The 17984-nt window shown below is 42.7% G+C and carries 15 protein-coding genes; 8 read left to right on the top strand and 7 right to left on the bottom strand.

Features of this window, described 5'->3' with window-relative positions; all coding sequences use genetic code 11:
* The first annotated feature begins 13 nt into the window (after window positions 1-13).
* The 5 genes from SNR28_RS09090 to SNR28_RS09070 all read left to right on the top strand — a co-directional run bounded on the left by SNR28_RS09090 (window position 14) and on the right by SNR28_RS09070 (window position 6355).
* Complete coding sequence (locus SNR28_RS09090; protein ID WP_375748890.1) at window positions 14-1597, top strand: BCCT family transporter; 1584 nt, start codon at window positions 14-16, stop codon at window positions 1595-1597.
* A gap of 80 nt (window positions 1598-1677) precedes the next feature.
* Window positions 1678-2844 carry a M20 aminoacylase family protein gene (locus SNR28_RS09085; protein WP_375748889.1) on the top strand — a complete coding sequence of 389 codons (1167 nt, stop codon included), beginning with the start codon at window positions 1678-1680 and terminating at the stop codon, window positions 2842-2844.
* 484 nt (window positions 2845-3328) lie between these two features.
* Complete coding sequence (locus SNR28_RS09080) at window positions 3329-4495, top strand: M24 family metallopeptidase (RefSeq protein WP_375748888.1); 1167 nt, start codon at window positions 3329-3331, stop codon at window positions 4493-4495.
* A 65-nt stretch (window positions 4496-4560) separates the two neighbouring features.
* Window positions 4561-5331, top strand: a complete 771-nt coding sequence (locus SNR28_RS09075) for an aspartate/glutamate racemase family protein (protein ID WP_375748887.1) — start codon at window positions 4561-4563, stop codon at window positions 5329-5331.
* Between the two features lie 58 nt (window positions 5332-5389).
* On the top strand, window positions 5390-6355 hold the full coding sequence (locus SNR28_RS09070) for a DMT family transporter (protein WP_375748886.1): 966 nt from the start codon (window positions 5390-5392) through the stop codon (window positions 6353-6355).
* A 196-nt stretch (window positions 6356-6551) separates the two neighbouring features.
* Here SNR28_RS09070 and SNR28_RS09065 read toward each other — a convergent pair whose 3' ends face one another.
* The 4 genes from SNR28_RS09065 to SNR28_RS09050 all read right to left on the bottom strand — a co-directional run bounded on the left by SNR28_RS09065 (window position 6552) and on the right by SNR28_RS09050 (window position 11835).
* Window positions 6552-8216, bottom strand: a complete 1665-nt coding sequence (locus SNR28_RS09065) for a methyl-accepting chemotaxis protein (protein WP_375748885.1) — start codon at window positions 8214-8216, stop codon at window positions 6552-6554.
* Between the two features lie 199 nt (window positions 8217-8415).
* Entirely contained in the window at window positions 8416-10044 is a 1629-nt protein-coding gene (locus SNR28_RS09060) for a mechanosensitive ion channel family protein (protein ID WP_375748884.1), read from the bottom strand.
* A gap of 135 nt (window positions 10045-10179) precedes the next feature.
* A complete protein-coding gene (locus tag SNR28_RS09055) occupies window positions 10180-11046 on the bottom strand; it encodes a glycerol kinase (RefSeq protein WP_375748883.1) in 867 nt (288 codons plus the stop codon).
* The gene (locus tag SNR28_RS09050) at window positions 11047-11835 is read right to left on the bottom strand and encodes a substrate-binding periplasmic protein (RefSeq protein ID WP_375748882.1); all 789 of its coding nucleotides are present in this window, start codon (window positions 11833-11835) and stop codon (window positions 11047-11049) included.
* Window positions 11836-12054: 219 nt separating this feature from the next.
* Here SNR28_RS09050 and SNR28_RS09045 point away from each other — a divergent pair, with 219 nt between their 5' ends.
* Window positions 12055-12768, top strand: coding sequence for a DUF1223 domain-containing protein (locus SNR28_RS09045; protein ID WP_375748881.1), 714 nt, complete (start codon window positions 12055-12057; stop codon window positions 12766-12768).
* Between the two features lie 270 nt (window positions 12769-13038).
* Here the strand turns inward: SNR28_RS09045 and SNR28_RS09040 are convergent, their stop codons facing one another.
* Window positions 13039-13938 (bottom strand): oxidoreductase, encoded by a 900-nt coding sequence (locus SNR28_RS09040; RefSeq protein ID WP_375748880.1) that lies wholly within the window; start codon window positions 13936-13938, stop codon window positions 13039-13041.
* A gap of 77 nt (window positions 13939-14015) precedes the next feature.
* Between SNR28_RS09040 and SNR28_RS09035 the strand changes: the two genes are divergently transcribed.
* Window positions 14016-14414 carry a MerR family transcriptional regulator gene (locus tag SNR28_RS09035; RefSeq protein WP_375748879.1) on the top strand — a complete coding sequence of 133 codons (399 nt, stop codon included), beginning with the start codon at window positions 14016-14018 and terminating at the stop codon, window positions 14412-14414.
* 19 nt (window positions 14415-14433) lie between these two features.
* Here SNR28_RS09035 and SNR28_RS09030 read toward each other — a convergent pair whose 3' ends face one another.
* Window positions 14434-15663: a diguanylate cyclase gene (locus SNR28_RS09030; RefSeq protein ID WP_375748878.1), complete on the bottom strand. Its 1230-nt coding sequence runs from the start codon at window positions 15661-15663 to the stop codon at window positions 14434-14436.
* Between the two features lie 207 nt (window positions 15664-15870).
* Window positions 15871-17535 carry a methyl-accepting chemotaxis protein gene (locus SNR28_RS09025; RefSeq protein ID WP_375748877.1) on the bottom strand — a complete coding sequence of 555 codons (1665 nt, stop codon included), beginning with the start codon at window positions 17533-17535 and terminating at the stop codon, window positions 15871-15873.
* A 178-nt stretch (window positions 17536-17713) separates the two neighbouring features.
* Between SNR28_RS09025 and SNR28_RS09020 the strand changes: the two genes are divergently transcribed.
* Window positions 17714-17965: a DUF3081 domain-containing protein gene (locus SNR28_RS09020; RefSeq protein ID WP_375748876.1), complete on the top strand. Its 252-nt coding sequence runs from the start codon at window positions 17714-17716 to the stop codon at window positions 17963-17965.
* Window positions 17966-17984 lie beyond the last annotated feature (19 nt).

Genomic DNA, 17984 nt, shown 5'->3' with positions numbered 1-17984 from the left:
GGGGAGACTCACTATGTCAGCGAATCAACCACAACTAAAACAAGGCAAGATGCTATTTACCGCAACTATCGGTTTTATCATTCTTGTTGTAGCTTCGGGGATTTTGTTCCCGGATGCACTATACGCCGTTGGTATCGGCACTATGAACTATCTGACTGATACTTTTGGTTGGATATATATGGCGGGCTCATTTGCCTATGTAATGCTAATGTTCTTCTTTGCATTCAGTAAATACGGCGACATCAAGTTCGGCGCCGATGATGCGAAGCCAGAATTTAGTACATTCTCTTGGATTGCTTTACTGTTCTCTGCTGGTATGGGTACCGTAATGCTTTACTGGGGTGTTGCAGAACCTGTTTACCACTATATGAACCCACTATCTACAACAGGTATTGATCCACAAACAGCAGAAGCGGCAGAGTTCGCGATGAAGCAGAGCTTTATCCACCAGGGTATTCAGGCATGGTCTGCATTCTCAGTGGTTGGTCTGGTTCTTGGTTACTTGATGTACCGTAAGAACGAAAGCGGTCTTATCAGTAACATTCTTATTCCATGGGGTCGCGGCAAAGCGAACGGTAACATGGGTAAAATCATCAACCTGATCTGTGTGTTTGGTGCGATTGCAGGTATCTCTACATCTCTTGGTCAAAGTGGTCTGTCTCTGGGTATCAGCTTCTCTTACCTGTTTGGTACGCCTGATGCACCATGGGTTATCTTTGCACTTGTTGGTGTTATAGCGTTAATCACTATTCTGTGTACAACAACTGGCCTTGAGAAAGGCATCAAGATGTTGTCTGACTACAACGCATACCTGTTGGTTGGTCTGATTATTCTTGTAGCTATTGTTGGCCCTACTACCACTATGATCAACGTTTACTTTGATTCTATTGGTAACTACCTGAACGACTTCTTCCAGGACGGTCTGATGCTGCCAACGTTTGCAGCTGATGAAGAAGCTGGCTGGATCCGTGGCTGGCCTATCTACTACTACGCTTGGGCTATTGCATGGGCACCGTTTGTAGGTCCGTTCATTGCACGTGTATCTAAGGGTCGTACTGTTCGTGAATTCGTACTAGGCTCAATGATTATCCCATGTATTGGTATCTTTATCTGGGTTGCGTTCTTCGGCACAATCGGTATCCAGTCTGAACCTGAAGTACTGAAAGCAGCTGCAGCATCATCTAAAGCCGCTACATTTATTGTACTGCAGGACTACCCAATGGGTACTGTGATCTCAATCGGTGTGGTAATTGCTCTGTTCACATGTTTCATCACGTCACTGAACAGCTCAACGTTCACTCTGGCAAGTATGTGTGAAGACGGTTCTGAAAACCCAAGTAACAAGATGAAGATCATCTGGGTAATCGCACAGTGTGCAATGGCTCTTACTCTAATGATGACTACTAAGACTGGTATCGACATGCTACAGAGCATCAGTCTGATATTCGCTCTACCGCTAATGTTCGTACTCTTCCTATGTATCTGGAGTACATTCAAGATGTTCCGCGAAGAGTTTGAAGAAAAGCCAGCTGCAGTAGCAGAGGAAAAAAAAGAAGAGGAAACCGTTGAATACAAAGCTGCAGAACAAGAAGCTTAATCAATAATCCTTAGAAAACTAAAGTCACATCATAAGCCTCTCCCCGCACAGCGGAGAGAGGCTTTTTAGGAAACTATCGAATGAACAAATTATCAGCAGAACTATTAAAAGATATGATTTCGTGGAGACATCATATTCATCAGTACCCAGAAATCGCACTAGATGTTCATGAAACGGCTGCATTTGTCGCTTCGTCACTGAAAAGTGCTGGCCTTGAGGTTCATGAAGGCATTGGCAAGACTGGCGTGGTTGGTGTTTTACGTATGGGTGAGAATCCAGAGCGTAAAGCAATAGCACTTCGTGCTGATTTGGATGCCATAGCCATTGAAGAAGAGAATGACTTTGAATATCGCTCATGCCATGCGAATAAAATGCACGCTTGCGGACATGATGGTCATACGACCATGCTACTTGGCGCAGCACATCATTTAGCAAAGCACGGTGATTTTGAAGGTACGGTTTACTTTATATTCCAGCCGGATGAAGAGTATGGCACGGGCGCACTCTCTATGTTGGAAGATGGTTTATTCGAAAGATTTCCTGCTCAGGAAGTATATGGAATGCATAACCTTCCTGGACTTGAGCTTGGCAAGATTGAAATGCGAACTGGTGGCACTATGGCCAGTGAAACCTTGTTTGAGATTAAGGTAAAAGGGCTGGGTGGACACGCGTCATCACCTCACAGAATCAATGACCCTATTGTTCCTGCTTCGCAGATTATGTCCAGCATACAAGCTATTGTGTCTCGTGCAGTTAACCCGCTAGAGGCAACTGTTGTTTCCATTACGGAAGTTCTTACTGACGGCGCAAGAAACGTAATCCCTTCAAATATCACTATTAAGGGTGACTCTCGTACCTTTAGTAATGAAAACATTGCTTTAGTAGAAAAGCGAATGAGGGAAATTGTAGAAGGTACTTGTGCTGCGTTTGGTATGGAAGGTGAAGTTTCTACAGTAACGGAATTCCCGGTTTCTTATAACGCAGAAGAGCAGACTGAGATAGCAGAACGTGCAGCGAAAGCCGTTGTTGGTGACAAGAACGTCATCACAGGTTGTATACCTAAGAGCTTCTCTGAAGACTTTGCCTTTCTAGCGCAAAAAGTACCGGCTTGCTACGTGTTTATTGGGAATGGAGTAGAGGGCAACCACGGTATGATGCTTCACAACCCACAATACGACTTTAATGATGCAGCACTAGAAATTGGTGCTAGTTACTGGTGCAAACTGGTAGAAACAAGCCTTGGTTAAATAAGCCAGCGTTTAACTAAAAAACATTTCCTCTCAAAAAGAGCCCATCCCTTTTCAGGGATACGGGCTCTTTTTTTATTCCGACTATAGGCTTGTTATTGATGTTTGTATTGGGAAGCCCACTGGCTAAGCCCCTAAATGCTTTCAGTCTAATGTGGAATACGGTTCACTTATGTTAACTTTTTGAGCATTTAGATACTTTTATTTTACACGTCACCTATAAGTTCGTTCGATTTTTACTACTTGTAAATGATAGTTCTATAGCTTACACATTTATTGTTAGTTAACTATTGTAACCTTTGTGTGATCTAACTTACTGTTTTATAGAAAAGGTAGTTATTTTGGTTAACTATAGTTAACTATGAAGGTTCGATCACATTAATTATAGGAATCATCATTAAGATGGTGCCTGTTCGGTAAACAAAATTTAACTATAAAGTGGATTGGCTACATAAGCCCTACATTACGAAAAGAAGAGGTTGTAATGACAAACTTCATGAACAGAGGCTTCACAGAAGCCGAATTCGAAAACAGAACGCAAAGAGCACAAAAAATCATGCACGACATGAAGTTGGATGCGATGATTTTTACAACAGAACCAAATGTGCGTTACTTCACTGGTTTCCACACCCAGTTCTGGCACAGCCCAACTCGCCCATGGTTTGTAGTGGTTCCTGCGGAAGGCAAGCCTATCGCGATCATCCCAGAAATTGGTGCAAGCGGTATGGCAGGTACTTGGGTAGACAACATCATTACCTGGCCTTCACCTCGTCCGGAAGATGATGGTATTAGCCTAGTAGCAAGCGCTCTGAACTCACTTCCATGTAAGCATGGCCGTGTAGGTGCTACGCTGGGTATTGAATCTCACCTACGTATGCCGGTAAACAACTACTTAGCTCTTACAACTATGGTTAAGAAAGAGTTTGTAGATGTTTCACTTGCTGTTCATGAGTTACGTCAAATCAAATCTCAAGCTGAAATCGAGAAAACTCGTGAAATCTGCCGTATTACTAATGTTGGTTTCGCAAAGATTCCTGAGTATGCAAAAGCAGGTATGACAGAGCGTGAAATCTGTAAGCAGTTCCGTGTCGATATGCTACTTGAAGGTGCAGATGAATGTCCGTACATCATCGCAGGCTCTGGCCCTGACGGTTATGACAGCATCATCATGGGTCCAACAGACCGCATTATTGAACCGGGTGATGTGTTAATCATCGATACAGGTGCAGTACGTGATGGTTACTTCTCAGACTTCGACCGTAACTGGGCATTTGGTCATGCGAGCGAAGAGACAAAAGCAGCATACCGTGCAACGTATGAGGCGACTACGAAAGGTTTTGAAGCGGCGAAACCAGGCGCGACAACAACTGATATCTACAACGCAATGTGGAAAGTACTTGAAGCAAATGGCGCACTAGGCAACGACGTTGGTCGTCTAGGCCATGGTCTTGGTATGGAGCTGACAGAGCGTCCTTCTAACACAGCAACAGACAACACAGTTCTTAAGCCGGGTATGGTAATGACCCTTGAACCAGGCATGGTGTACGCACCAGGTAAGTCAATGGTTCATGAAGAGAACATTGTAATCACTGAAGATGGTGCAGAGTGGCTAAGTGAGCGCGCTGAACCTGAACTAATTGTCATTGGCTAGCCCTTTTTTCGTCGTGCCATAACTATGCCAAAACTATGGCATGACGCTTTAATTCGAGTGAATTTATGAAAAACATAGAAGAATTTAAAGAGTTTGAAGTGCCTCTAGAGCATGTGCAAGCATCAAGAATTGACCGAGTTCATATTGGATTGGTACAGCTAAGTACTGACCATTCGTTAGAGATGGACTGGGCTAAATTATTGGGCACTCAAGCTGGTGTGTTTAGTTCACGTGTTTATTACAGTAGTGAAATGACCCCAGAAGCTTTAGATAAAATAGCTACGGGTATTAGTGATGCGTCAGATCTGATTGCCACTGGATTACCAATGGATGTTATGGCTTTTGGGTGTACTTCCGCTTCTATTATTATTGGCGAAGAAAGAGTCTCTCAGCTTCTGACTCAAAATCGAGGAGATATCCCTGCAACAAACCCTTGGACAGCAGCTCAAGCATCTTTTAAACACTTGAGAGCTAAGAAAATCGCTGTGTTTTCTCCCTACCCAACAGATGTGAATTTCCCTCTTTATGAGCAGCTAACTAATGCAGGGTTTGAGGTTGTTGTGCTTGGTTCACTTGGTATCGAAAAAGATACTGACATCACAACAGTTTCAAAAGATTCAATGCTTTCTGCGTTAGAAAAGATACTGCCGGATTCAGGTGCTGATCTGGTCTTTATGTCGTGTACAAACCTGCGTGTACTTGATCATATTCAGGAAATCGAAGACAAATTTGATATCCCGGTTGTGTGTAGTAACTCAGCAATGTTCTGGCATGCAATGCATTTAACAGGAAAGAAAGCCTCCTGTCCTGGTTATGGCTATTTACTAAATCAATAAATATAACGGTGCCCTGATCGGGGCATCAAAATTTAATAATCAATAGAGAACTAAAATTATGAGTAATCAATTTAAGGGCTGGTTTGCGGCAATTTTTATCGGTTTACTATGGGGTATTCCATGGATTGTGGGAACGCCAATACTAGAAGTTATGGATGCACAAGTACTTGTGTGGGTTAGATATACAGTTGCATTTATTACATTGGGTATTGTATTCAATATTGGCCTTGCCAGTGGCAAGATGGAGAAAAAAAAGAAATTCGAAATTAGCTGGGCGAACAGAAGTGATGTTTTCTGGACAGCAGCTTGTGGTATTGTTGGTCAAGGTGCATTCAGCTATCTATCATTCCTATCTCTTGACTACATTACTGCCTCAGAAAACGGTGTCATTCAGGGATTGATTCCAATTCTTATCTTGTCAGTTGGTTTTCTACGACATAATGCCCGCTTCACTGTAATGCAAATTGGTGCTGCTTTGGGAGCATTTGCTGGTGTTGCTATTCTGGTTATGGACCCAACAGCAGAAACAAATGGCTTTAACATTGGCCATCTAATTTGCCTTTTAAGTGCTGCTAGCTTCTCATGTACAGCTTATAGCCGTGCAATTCTTGCAGAGAAGTATGGCTCGGTTGCTACTATGTTCCATCAGTTTATCTTTGCATCACTAGGCTTTGGTACGTACCTTGCGCTTTCTGGAGCTGACTTCTCATCTGCACTAAACGTATTTAGTTCACCTCTACGTATTCTATGTATCTGTATTCTAGGTGTGGGTATCTCAGGCACAAGTTACCTTGTATACATCTACGCTATGGAGCGTGTCGGTGTTGATGGCACAGGTATGGCACTAAACCTAATGCCTCTATCTTCATTTGTTTTGGCAGTATTTGCACTTGGTGAAGAAGTAACAGTTATCCGTCTAGTTGCTATTGCGGTAGTTATTTTGTCGATGGTTGCATTCATGAAGTTCGCGTACAAAGAAGATGAGCAGCAAGTTGAGCTTAAAGAAGCACAACAGAACATATAATCCGTGAAAACTAAAACACCTCTCATCGGGCTGTCCTATGAGAGGCGTTTTTTAGTGAAAGAGCCCATTTCTTTTCCGGAAAATGGGCTCTGTTTTTATATTTTAATTGAGTGAAAGCACTTACCATATTTTAGTGGCTTAAACTCTATCTCCCTTAAGTCGCGATAACGTTGCCCGCGTAATATATTTACCTGCTTTACACTGTAAAACGTTTCACAAGGTCGTTTAATTCAGTAGCCTTTCCGGTTAGTTGCTGGCTACCAGCGCGGTTTTCATTTGCTAGTTGCGCTGATTCATTACTTTGATCTGAAATTACAACAACGCGTTCGGATATCTCCTGGCCAACGACCGTCTGCTCTTCTGTTGCCGTTGCAATCAAAGAGTTCATATCCATGATTACCCGGATAGATTCCTGAATCTTATTCAGTGCTTCGGTTGCTGCGTTTGCTTCATCTACAGTTTTAACACTGCGATTCTGGCTCACATCCATGGTTTGAACGGCATTGTCAGATGCAGATTTCAGTTGCTGAATCATCTCGTGAATTTCTAGCGTACTTTCCTGAGTACGGCTAGCAAGCTTACGAACTTCATCTGCTACGACAGCAAAACCTCGGCCTTGTTCACCAGCGCGAGCCGCCTCAATAGCAGCATTAAGTGCTAGTAGGTTGGTTTGTTCCGCGATATCTTCAATCACTTCCAGTGAAGAAGAGATATTTTGAACGTCTGCTTCTAGCTTAGATATAACCTCATTTGCCTCAGCAACATCCGAAGCCAGCTCTTGTACCGACTGGGCAGCAGCTCCAACGATACTCATTGCATCATTGGTATTGTTTTCTGCTTCGGTTGCTGATTGTGCCGCTTGCACAGCATTGCTCGAAATTTCAGTCGCTGTTGTCGTCATCTCTGTCATCGCAGTGGCGACTTGCTCGGTTTCTGACTTCTGGCCTGTTGCCAACTCATCAACCTGAGCAGCTCTGCCTGCCATATTCTGAGTTTCAGATACCACTTCCATACTGACGTCATTGACGCTCTTAATGATAGATTGCAGGCTTGCAACGAATGTATTGAAATCTGTACCTAACTGCTTAAATTCCGGAACTTTAAATTCGTCCATTCTGGCCGTAAGGTCGGCATCACCGCTAGCAAAGGAGGAAATAGAAGTTTTAAATTTATTCAGCGGTGTCATGATGCTTTGGTTAACTGCAACAGCGAAAATTGCCACGATAATAACGATAACCAGAGTAACGGTCGCAACAGACCAGAGGCTGCTTTCCAGATCGCTTTCGATCTCTCTTTCCATTGCCAGAACGGTCTCATTAATATCATCAATGTAAAACCCAGTACCGATAATCAGGTCCCATTGCGGTACATAGATTGAGTAGCTCATCTTAGGAAGAGGCTGGTCACCACCAAGTTTAGGGAAGTAGTAGGTCGTATATCCACCACCGCTTTTCGCTTGCTTGACAATGTCCTGCAATAACAGGAACCCATTGACGTCCTTAAGGTTCCAGTAGTTTTTACCTAAACCACTATCAGATTTACCTAGTAAAACGCGAACACCTTTTGAATCGTAGCCGAATAGATACCCATCTGAACCGAACTTGATGTTGGATAGCTCTTCTAGTACTTCTTCACGTGTGGCATTTTTATCTTTATATACCTGAATCGCTGAATCTGCGATTTCCATATACGACTTAAGCTCAGACCTTTTTTGCTCCATCAACTGGTTCTCGATCTTTATCATCTGAGAATGAGTTGCTTCGTGCATTTCACTATAGGTCAGAAACATCATGCTTAAAGAGAGAATAAGCAGGGGAATAATGGCAAGAATATACAGTCTTGCTTTGATGGTTAAATTCATAGATACATCCTGGTGTACAAGTCTGCCTCAATGTGAGGAAGTAAGAGCTTTATTATTAATATAAGAAACTCTAGATATTATAGTATATATTCAGGTTATCTATGATTTAGGTCTAAATAGAAAACCTTTCCCAACATATCGGCTGATAAAGGGAAAGGTTTAGGGATAAATAATAGCAGTAAGTAGTTGAATCTATTATTTACTTAGTTTCATATACATGGACATCTCGTTGTGGGAACGGGATTGAAATGTCCTCTTGGTCGAATCGAGTTTTCACTGTTTTAGTCACGTCCCAATATACGTCCCAGTAGTCTTCAGTCTTAACCCAAGGCCTTACAATAAAGTCAACGGAGGACTCATTTAGAGTCATTACTTTGATTGTTGGTGCAGGAGATTTTAATACCTTGTCATGTTCTTCTAATATACTTGCAAGTACTTCTTCTGCTTTATCGATATTATCGCCATAACCGATACCGAAAGTCATATCCACACGACGAACTTTCTCAGCAGTAATATTCTTAATAGTGTTACCCCAAATTTGGCTATTTGGAACAATAAATATCTGATTGTCGAAAGTTCGGATTGTTGTATTAACCAAACTCATATGGCTTACCATGCCAGAAACTCCACCGGCCTCTACAAAGTCTTCAACATCGAATGGGCGGTAAATCAGGATCATCATGCCCGATGCGAAGTTGGACAATGTGTCCTGAAGCGCAAAACCAATCACGATACCGGCAACACCTAAACCGGTAAGAATAGGGCCAAGGTTCAGGCCGACCTGCGCCAGAGCGATTAAGATACCCAGAACCATAACCGCTTTGCCAGACATGGAAACCACAAAATCTTGTACTAGTGTTGTTAGCTTTGACTGTGGAGAACGAACGATACGATCAACCAGCTTTTTCACCAAACCAGACAGGTACTTAAATATCACAATGATCAGTACAAAGATGACGATCTTAGAAAGAGCACCGCTTGCATTATCGGTTAACCAGCTGGTTAGATTCTGCACAAGGTTATGAGCAACTGCGACAAGAGCATCGGTGCTCACCATTGCATCACTCAGCTCACCAGTTGCACTGAATGTGATCTCGTTGTATCTGGCGGTATCTATTTTTGCCGCTTCCAATAAAGGAATCATATTTCGCAGGTTGTCACTGAATGTCTGATTCATACGTTCCTGCATTCTCAACCTGGCGTCTATTCCTCCTCTTTGATCCTGAGGAGTATTGGTTTTCTCGGCATTCAGGACTTCGGTGAGTTTAAGGCTTGAGCTAAGAACAATGTAAAGGTTGGATGAAATTGATTCCAGATGACGACTAAATGCTTTCTTACTCTGTGTTTTATCGATTCCAAGTTGTTCCTGGATATTGATCAGCTCTTGCTCAAGGTTAAGAAGCTCTGTTCGGTAATCTATTGCATTTGAAACCGTAACCCATTTAATCGGCTGGTCATCAATACTTGCCTTTTCAAATTTTTTAAAAAGAGTGGCAAGTGTTTTTGATGCTTTGGATTGTTGACGGTCAACGAGCTTTTCTTGTTTATCCAGAAGGGCTAACGTCTCTTCGCGGTGGTTCTTTGCATCGTCAGAATTTGCGTACGTGAGAACAGATGTGGTGCTTTCGCTTGTTAGCGTTTGTAGCTGATGCATCAACATTGTTTGGGAGATGCTCGAAGTGACGTTCTCCCCAGCTTGCTTTACTTGCTCAATTTCCTGTGTCACCGAATTGGTATAGTCTTGAAGTTCTTGCAGCTCTGATGCTTGTGCGGGAAGGCAGAACAACAAAAGTGAAAAAATGCCAGTTGCGGCGTTGTTGAGTTTCATAGCTTTTGTACCTGTTGGTTATATAAGTAACAGGTGGATCATAAGCTGAGAACTCATGGTCAAGTTGCAGACCTGAGTTAGAGAATGGTTAATTTTTTCACTTAGTTACTTAAATAACAGCAGGTTATCAAATCGCTAATAAGCCTTGATTCCGTATTTTCTCAATGCCTTTGGAAGTATGTCGTCGAGATTATCAAGATCGGTTTCTTCTAGTTGAATCAGATTGAAATGGTGCTTTTCGTAGACGGCTAATTTATCTGCTCTGGTTTTCTCCGGTACTGGCCCGTTGTCGGTTCCCCAATATTGGATATAGACTTTTCCGGCAGGCAGGTAAAAGTCGCTGTAGCTCTCTTCTGCGATAGGCAGTTTTCTCTCGTAAGCATGGGCAAGGCCTGCCATATATAACCAGTTGTCGATAAGCAGTTCACCTCTGGAGCGGACATAATGTCCGTCGGCAGTACGGTGTTTGGCTTCAAATTTCTGTCGGAAACTGGAAAAGGACTTGTCGGTAGAGAGCGTATCTGAATCGGTACCCAAAAACTCTTTCACTGAGTTTTGTAAGTTTCGGTTTTTTTGCACAGTGTCATGCCAGACAGTGTAGAGGCTAGAACTGCTTTTGGCTTTTCTTTGCTCGCCTCCAGCCTTTAGTCCCAGCTCTGTGATATGCCAGCCATCCTCTTCTTTGTTGATCCACCCAAGTTCATTGAGAAGCTGGTTTATCTTTTTTGCGTTAAGTCCCAGTTTTTCGCCCAACTGAGTCGCGGTAAACATCTCTCCAGCGCTGATGGCCGTGTCAATAAGGAGGTTTTCAGGCCAGATGACAAACTGACCATATTTAGGGTGAGTTGCATATTCTCCCCCAAACTTCTCACCGATATCCGTCAGAACCCACTTATCTTCATGTCTAACGATATATCCATACTTTGCTAACTCTCCGAACAATAGTTTCGGCTCGGTATCACGTAATTTTGCGAGTGCTGTGGTTGATATTTTTTCTGTCATCTATTTGTTTACTATTGTTCCGTATTTTCCCAGTCTAAAATCTTCCCACATTTGTTGCAATCGACCAGATTTTTTGAGTTTCATTAACCCCTGATTAAATTTCTCTATATGCTCTTTCCCTTGACTGGATGTCCTATCCAAAATAAGGTGAAGATCGCTGGAATTATAGGGATTAGGATGGATGGAAAATTCACTCTCAGACTCGGCAGGGAAGTCGTTATTTATAATGTATAATCCAACCTGTTTATTAGTCATAAGGGCATCAATCCGGCCTGTTTTCAGTTTTTTGAAATTTTGCAGGTCTGTTGTAACCGGTTGATAAGTAAGATCGACACCTGACTCTTTTAATTTTTTCATCTCTCCTTCGATGAAGGTCCCTTCTAAAACCCCAATCGTTTGGCCTGCTAACTTTTCACTTGGGTACCAATCAAACCCTGTCTCTTTTAGTGAGAAAAACACCGTGGTGTTATGATATATAGATTCACTGAAGTAAAAATTTTCAAGTCTTTCGGGTGTTTTTACCCAGCCAATGCTTCCTTCCCACTCCTCTTGTTGAGCCACGTACATAGCTCGCTTCCAAGGGAAAAAACCATACTCAACCTCTATGCCTACCTGATCAAAGGCTTCTGATACGATATGGCTCAATATGCCGTTATGCTCTAAGCTTTCAGATAGAAACGGCAACCACTCTCCATTTGTTAGCCGGATGGTCTCCTTGGCATGCCCACTTAGTGATAAAAGTAAAATAGCTGAAAAAAGGCCGAGTTTTAGTTTTGTTAGTCGTCGCACTTTCAATCCATTAATTGAATAACTGCTGAATAATGAAGGAACAGCTATTCGTTAAACTACTGCCAGAAACAATTTAATAATCATAGTGTAAGTTTCTTTAGCTTACGAGGAACTAGAGGTGATATCTGTTAAATAACCGGAGTAGTGAATGTTCTGCTCTGAAATGAAATCAAGAAAAAGCGGGTCTGAATAGGAACAAAGCACCAGACGGATATTTCTATGAAGACAAAACTTCACACCGCATTATCGCTGTTTATTACGCTTGGGTTGCTGCAGCCAGCACTTGCGGAACAGATTTGGCAGCACGAAGGAAAGCCAGCACAGTTAATTGAACTGTTTACCTCAGAAGGGTGTTCCAGTTGCCCTCCAGCGGACAAATATCTTAGTCAATTTCAGTCAGAGCCGGAATTATGGACCGAGGTGATTCCGCTAGCTTTTCACGTTGATTACTGGAACTACTTAGGCTGGAACGACAAATTTGCCCACCCTTCTTTTTCTCAGCGCCAGCGGATATATCAAAGTTTCGGTGCATCTTCATCGGTGTATACACCTGAGTTCATGGTCGATGGGAGAGAATGGCGCGGCTACTTTTATCATAGTGACTTACCCAAAGCGCAGCAGGTGAAAGCAGAAAAGCTGACGCTAAAGAGGTCGGGTAACCGTTTTGAAGTTTCTTACCCTTCCGATCAACGTTATATCGCCCATATTGCAATACTGGCAATGGATGAGGAAACGGAGGTTAAAGCTGGTGAAAACCGGGGCAGGAAGCTGGAACATGACTTTGTGGTACTGAAAAAACAGCAGAAAACTGCGAAGTCACAATGGATATTTAATTTACAGTCACTGCCAGAAAACAGTGATGCGGTGGCGGTGTGGCTGACAAAAGAAGATGGATTTTTGCCCATTCAAACGGTAGCAGGGTACCTCGATTAACCTCAATTCGGGGTAGTTAACTCACCTCTGTTGAACAAGACTGATGTTAACCTCGTTCCCACGGTCACCGTGGGAATGCATATCTTTTAGCTTTTTAGCGTGTTACGTGGATATTTGCAGCAACGGTATGCATTACCACGCAGAGCGTGGGAACGAGGATAGCATGCTTAATTCTGTCCGAATCCGTTCACCTACTCCACGTCTTCAGTATTAGCTTATTTTTCCGTATTGAAAGCAAAAAGGGCTCGTGGAGCCCATTTGCTAGCTGGCCTAAAACTCATATCGAACACCAGTCACCTCACTTGAGTAATCCCATAGTTTTTCAGCGACCTCACTATCTGTCGCTGAAGAGTTAAGTGAGGTTTTTACTGGCCTTCCTCTAATACCAAACCTTGGCCCGATAAAGTCACCGCTTTTGCATTCAGGATCGCAACATGCTCGCAGTAGTGGTTGAACACCGCATTGAATAGGGGATGCCGCAAATCGGGAAAGCACGCCTCCTATACCTTCGGTTTGTTGTCGTTCACTAGCAGTTAGTCCTGGGTGTGCGGCTATTGACTTAGCATTCACGTCATTTGATTCAAACAGGTGATGCAGTTGACGATAAAACAACATGTTCGCAAGTTTGCTATCCCCGTAAGATTTGACGCGATGATAAGGTCTGATTTGCCAGTTGAGATCATCGAATCGAATCTCACCAAACTTGTACCCCCCACTGCTCACGGTAACGACTCTGGCATTGGGTGTCTTTTTTATTGTTGGAAGTAAATGGCCCGTAAGGCAGAAGTGGCCTAAGTGATTGGTGGCAAAATGCATTTCATGGCCCTGGCTTGTGTGTTGTAGCGAGCTTAGGTTAACTACACCCGCGTTGTTTAATAGTATGTCTAGCCTCTGGTGCTGATCAGTAAAAGAGCTAGTGAATGCACTTATTGACGAAAAGTCGGTCAGATCCAGATGCTGAACCTTAATATTTGCATCAGGTACTACCTGTAAAACGCGTTCCATTGCTTCTGTGCCCTTGCGGGTATCTCGACACCCGATGATCACATCGCAACCTGCTTTTGCAAGAGTTAAGGCACTTTGAAATCCTAGCCCTGTGTTCCCACCTGTAACAATAGCGACTTTACTGTTGAGACTTTGTATATCTTTCACCGTCCACTTTTCATTCATGTTTTACTACTCCGAACATTTGAGATTGATAGTTTTGGAGTTTAAACTGTGTGGTATACCACACAGTCAAGAGGTTTATGATGCGTATTGGCGAGCTTTGTCTTGTAGCAGGTGTTTCCAAAGAACTTATCAGACACTACGAATCACTAGGTTTGATTTCGTCTTCGGAAATTCAGGCTGGTAGCAGGAGCTATCGTGACTTTGATGAGCAGACTTTAGAACGACTTTCGTTAATCAAAAAAGGTAAGACGATCGGATTGTCTTTAAAGCAAATTCAGCCTTTACTGGATGCGTTTTTAAACGAAGAAATGTCCGACACGGAAGCGATTGACATATTGAAGCAACAAGCGCTGCATATGGATAATCTGATCAAGCAAGCTCAGGAAGTAAAAACAACCATTGCCCATCACATTGATAAAATTGAAGGAAAAAGAGACCGTACTTGTAACAGTATCAACCTTCTTAAATCAAACTAATGCACTGGAAGTATGAGTTTTATCCTTCAACGATCACTTGGTTGCGACCCTTGTGTTTTGCCGCGTACATAGCATTGTCTGCGCGGATGATGAGTTCGCGAGCTGATTCGCCATTTTGAATCGCAACCACTCCCATACTCGCCGTCACAGAAAACCGTTTGTCTACATGGAGTATTTCAATGGCTTTATTGAGCTTCTTCGCTAGGTGATGTGCACCTGAAAGCTCTGTGTTGGGGCAAACAATTAAAAACTCTTCACCTCCCCACCGACCAACTTCGTCGACCTTCCGAACTCTTTTATTAAGTTCCTCGGCCACCTGAACTAATACGCTGTCGCCTGAGTCATGACCCCAAGTATCATTCACTTCCTTAAAGTGATCTAAGTCGATAAGTATGATAGAGAACGGAACCGAGTAACGGTTGAAGCGTTGTTGTTCTTCTTCTAAAAACGTGTTTAATTTGCGCCTGTTAGATAACTGGGTAAGTGGGTCGGTGACAGAGAGTCGTTTGAGCTCTTCTTCCAGCTTTACTTTCTCTGTTACATCTTCAATAACGGCTTGCATGGCTGGTTCACCGTCCCAGTCGATTTTGTTGTCATAAACGTTGAAATATCGTTTTTGACCATCGAAACAGATGTTTTCTACTAGGATATGCGCACTTTTAAGTTTTTCATTGATAATGTCGTCGTATCTTTGCTTAGCAATGCCATGATCTTTTTTAGGTATAAAGTCGATGACGTTGACATTCTCCAGCACATACTCGATGGATGGCGCATGCATCAAATCTACCCAGGCTTGATTCACAAGTAGTGGCTGAAAATCTCTGTGAATACAGATTCCCTGACCTGAACTCGTAATCAGGTTTTTGAATTTTTGCTCATTTTCCCTTAATTTTCTCTGCATGCGCTCTGTCATAGACATATCGACAACGGTAACCTGCAGGGCTGGTTCTCCTTCCCACTCAACTACATGATCGATTGCAAATACGGTAAAAACGCGACCGTATCGATCTTTGTTTTTGAAGGTTCTTCCACGGGGAACTTCTATTCCACTGATTTGATAAAAATAGTTATCTTTTGCTGCCTGATGATCTTTGGGGTCAATGAGGTCTAGGAAAGAATTGATGTTCAGCAGTAACTCACCCGCTGAGTTGTAACCATATATTCGAGCATAATTGTCATCGACATAAACTGGCTCTAAGTCCTTTATTATTATGACTCCATAAGTTTCATTGATTTTTAGCTCAGGCATAGGCACAGATTCTCGAATAAACCTCTCAAACTAGTAAATACATGTTAGTAGATGTATTAGCGCGAATATGAAAATACTAGAGTTACCGTGCTTTGAGCAGACAAGCAACTAAAACAGTGATGCTTTTATCAAATAGTGGATGTATTACACATCCACTATTCTTAATTGCTTTTGAAAAGCTAAGTAACAGTCAACTCATGGTCAGCTTTACACTGTAAACTTATCTACAAGCCCATAGAGTTCATCAGCTTTGCTATTCAGGTTCTGGCTACCAGCTCGATTGTCCTGAGCTAAATCAGCAGATTTGTTACTTTGCTCGGAAATAACCTCAATGCGCTCCGATATCTCCTGACCAACCTGAGACTGCTCCTCCGTCGCAGTGGCAATCAAATCACTCATATCCATAATAACCTTGATTGAATCCTGAATTTCCCGAAGAGCGTCAGTTGCAGCATTCGCTTCCTCTACGGTTTTTGTACTCTGAGTCTGGCTGAGCTCCATCGTGCTTACCGCGCTATCGGAAGCCGCTTTTAGCTGCTCAATCATTTGGTGAATTTCCTGGGTACTGTCTTGAGTTCTGGTTGCTAGGTTTCTCACTTCATCAGCAACAACAGCAAAGCCTCGTCCCTGCTCACCAGCACGAGCTGCTTCGATAGCGGCATTGAGAGCGAGTAAGTTTGTTTGCTCGGCTATTTCCTGTATAACGCTTAGAGAAGAAGAGATGTTTTGCACGTCTTTCTCTAGTTCAGAGATAACTTTACCCGCCTGAGCGACACCGGAAGCAAGATCCTGAACAGAACCCGCAGCGTTAGTCACAATTTCCATTGCGTGTAGGGTGCTGTTCTCAACGTTAGTCGCGGCTTGTGCTGCTTGTGTAGCATTGTTTGAGATCTCCTGTGCTGTTGCTGTCATCTCATTCATTGCCGTAGCAACTTGCTCAGTCTCTTCTCGTTGACCGTTGGCCAGCGCATCAACTTCTGATGCTCTGTCTGCCATATCGTTGGTTTCAGATGCAACGTTTTTGCTCACCTGAGAAACGCTGCCAATGATATTTTGCAGGTTTTCGACAAAGGCGTTGAAGTTGCGGCCTAGCTTGTTGAACTCTGGTGTTTTGAAATCCTCTATACGAGCGGTAAGATCGGCTTCACCTTTAGAGAACTTCTCAATGGAATCATCAAACAATGCCAGTGGGCGTAGGATACTTTTGTTTATTAAAGTAGCGACCACTAAAACAATCAGAGTGATGATACCGGTGATCATTGCTGTGTTTACAATGCTTTGATTCATTGAATCTTGAGAAGCGTGATTCATCTTCGCCAATGACGCTTCTATATCATCGATGTAGAAGCCAGTACCTATGATGAGATCCCACTGGGGTTCATAAACTGAGTAGCTCAACTTCGGAAGTGGTTCTTCACCGCCTGGTTTTGGAAAATAGTAAGTTGTATAGCCACCACCACCTTTGGCTTGCTTGATAATATCCTGCAGCAGCAAGAATCCATTCACATCCTTTAGGTCCCAGAAACTTTGTCCCAATCCCTTGTCCGTGTTCCCCTGAACGATTCGTATACCTTTGGAATCGTAACCAAAGATGTATCCACTATCGCCATAACTGATTTGCGACAGTGTTTCTTTAACCTCATCAATCGTTGCATTTCTTGCTTTTAATGGAGCAAGGGCGGTATCAACAATCTCCATATACTGTCTTACTTCTTCTTTTTTGGAGTCCATCAACTTAGTTCTGGATGCTTCTATTTGTACTGAGTTCAGAGCGCTAAGCTCATAGCGCGTTACTAATAGAGAGCAGACAGAAATGAGTAATACCGGGACTATGGCAAGTATCCATAGGCGGGAGCGGATAGTAAGGTTCATAGGTGCTTCCTCTTAAACTTTGTGTATCAGCCTTTATTCTTTTTATGAGTCAACTGACTTTATTATTATCTTTATCATTTAAGAATAGGCTATTGAGGTGAAATGGCGAAAAAATGGCAAATATCCAGACTCATAGCCATACTTATAATGAGTTCATGGAAACGATTGGGAGCTTGTTATGAAAAATGACCTGGACCCTGGCAAAGTTTTAAGAGCCTACGAAATGGTAATGGAGCGTGGTACACCGACTGAGTTTGGTAAGATTTACGAAGGTGTAGAAGCATTTTCTGACTACGATGGTTACAACGTATTTATGCGTGGTAGCGGTGTGGAACTAAAAGTTGGGTTCCACAATACCTATCATCTTGAGTATGATCAGGAACATCTTCGAGATAGCTTTCTTAAAAAAGTAGAAGCACTTAATAAATAAGTGCTTCTGGTGATTTTAC

Source organism: Vibrio iocasae, from assembly GCF_042245395.1.
Taxonomy (GTDB): domain Bacteria; phylum Pseudomonadota; class Gammaproteobacteria; order Enterobacterales; family Vibrionaceae; genus Vibrio; species Vibrio iocasae.
Note: the sequence above shows the minus strand (reverse complement) of the source record. Positions and strands in the feature narration are given on the sequence as shown.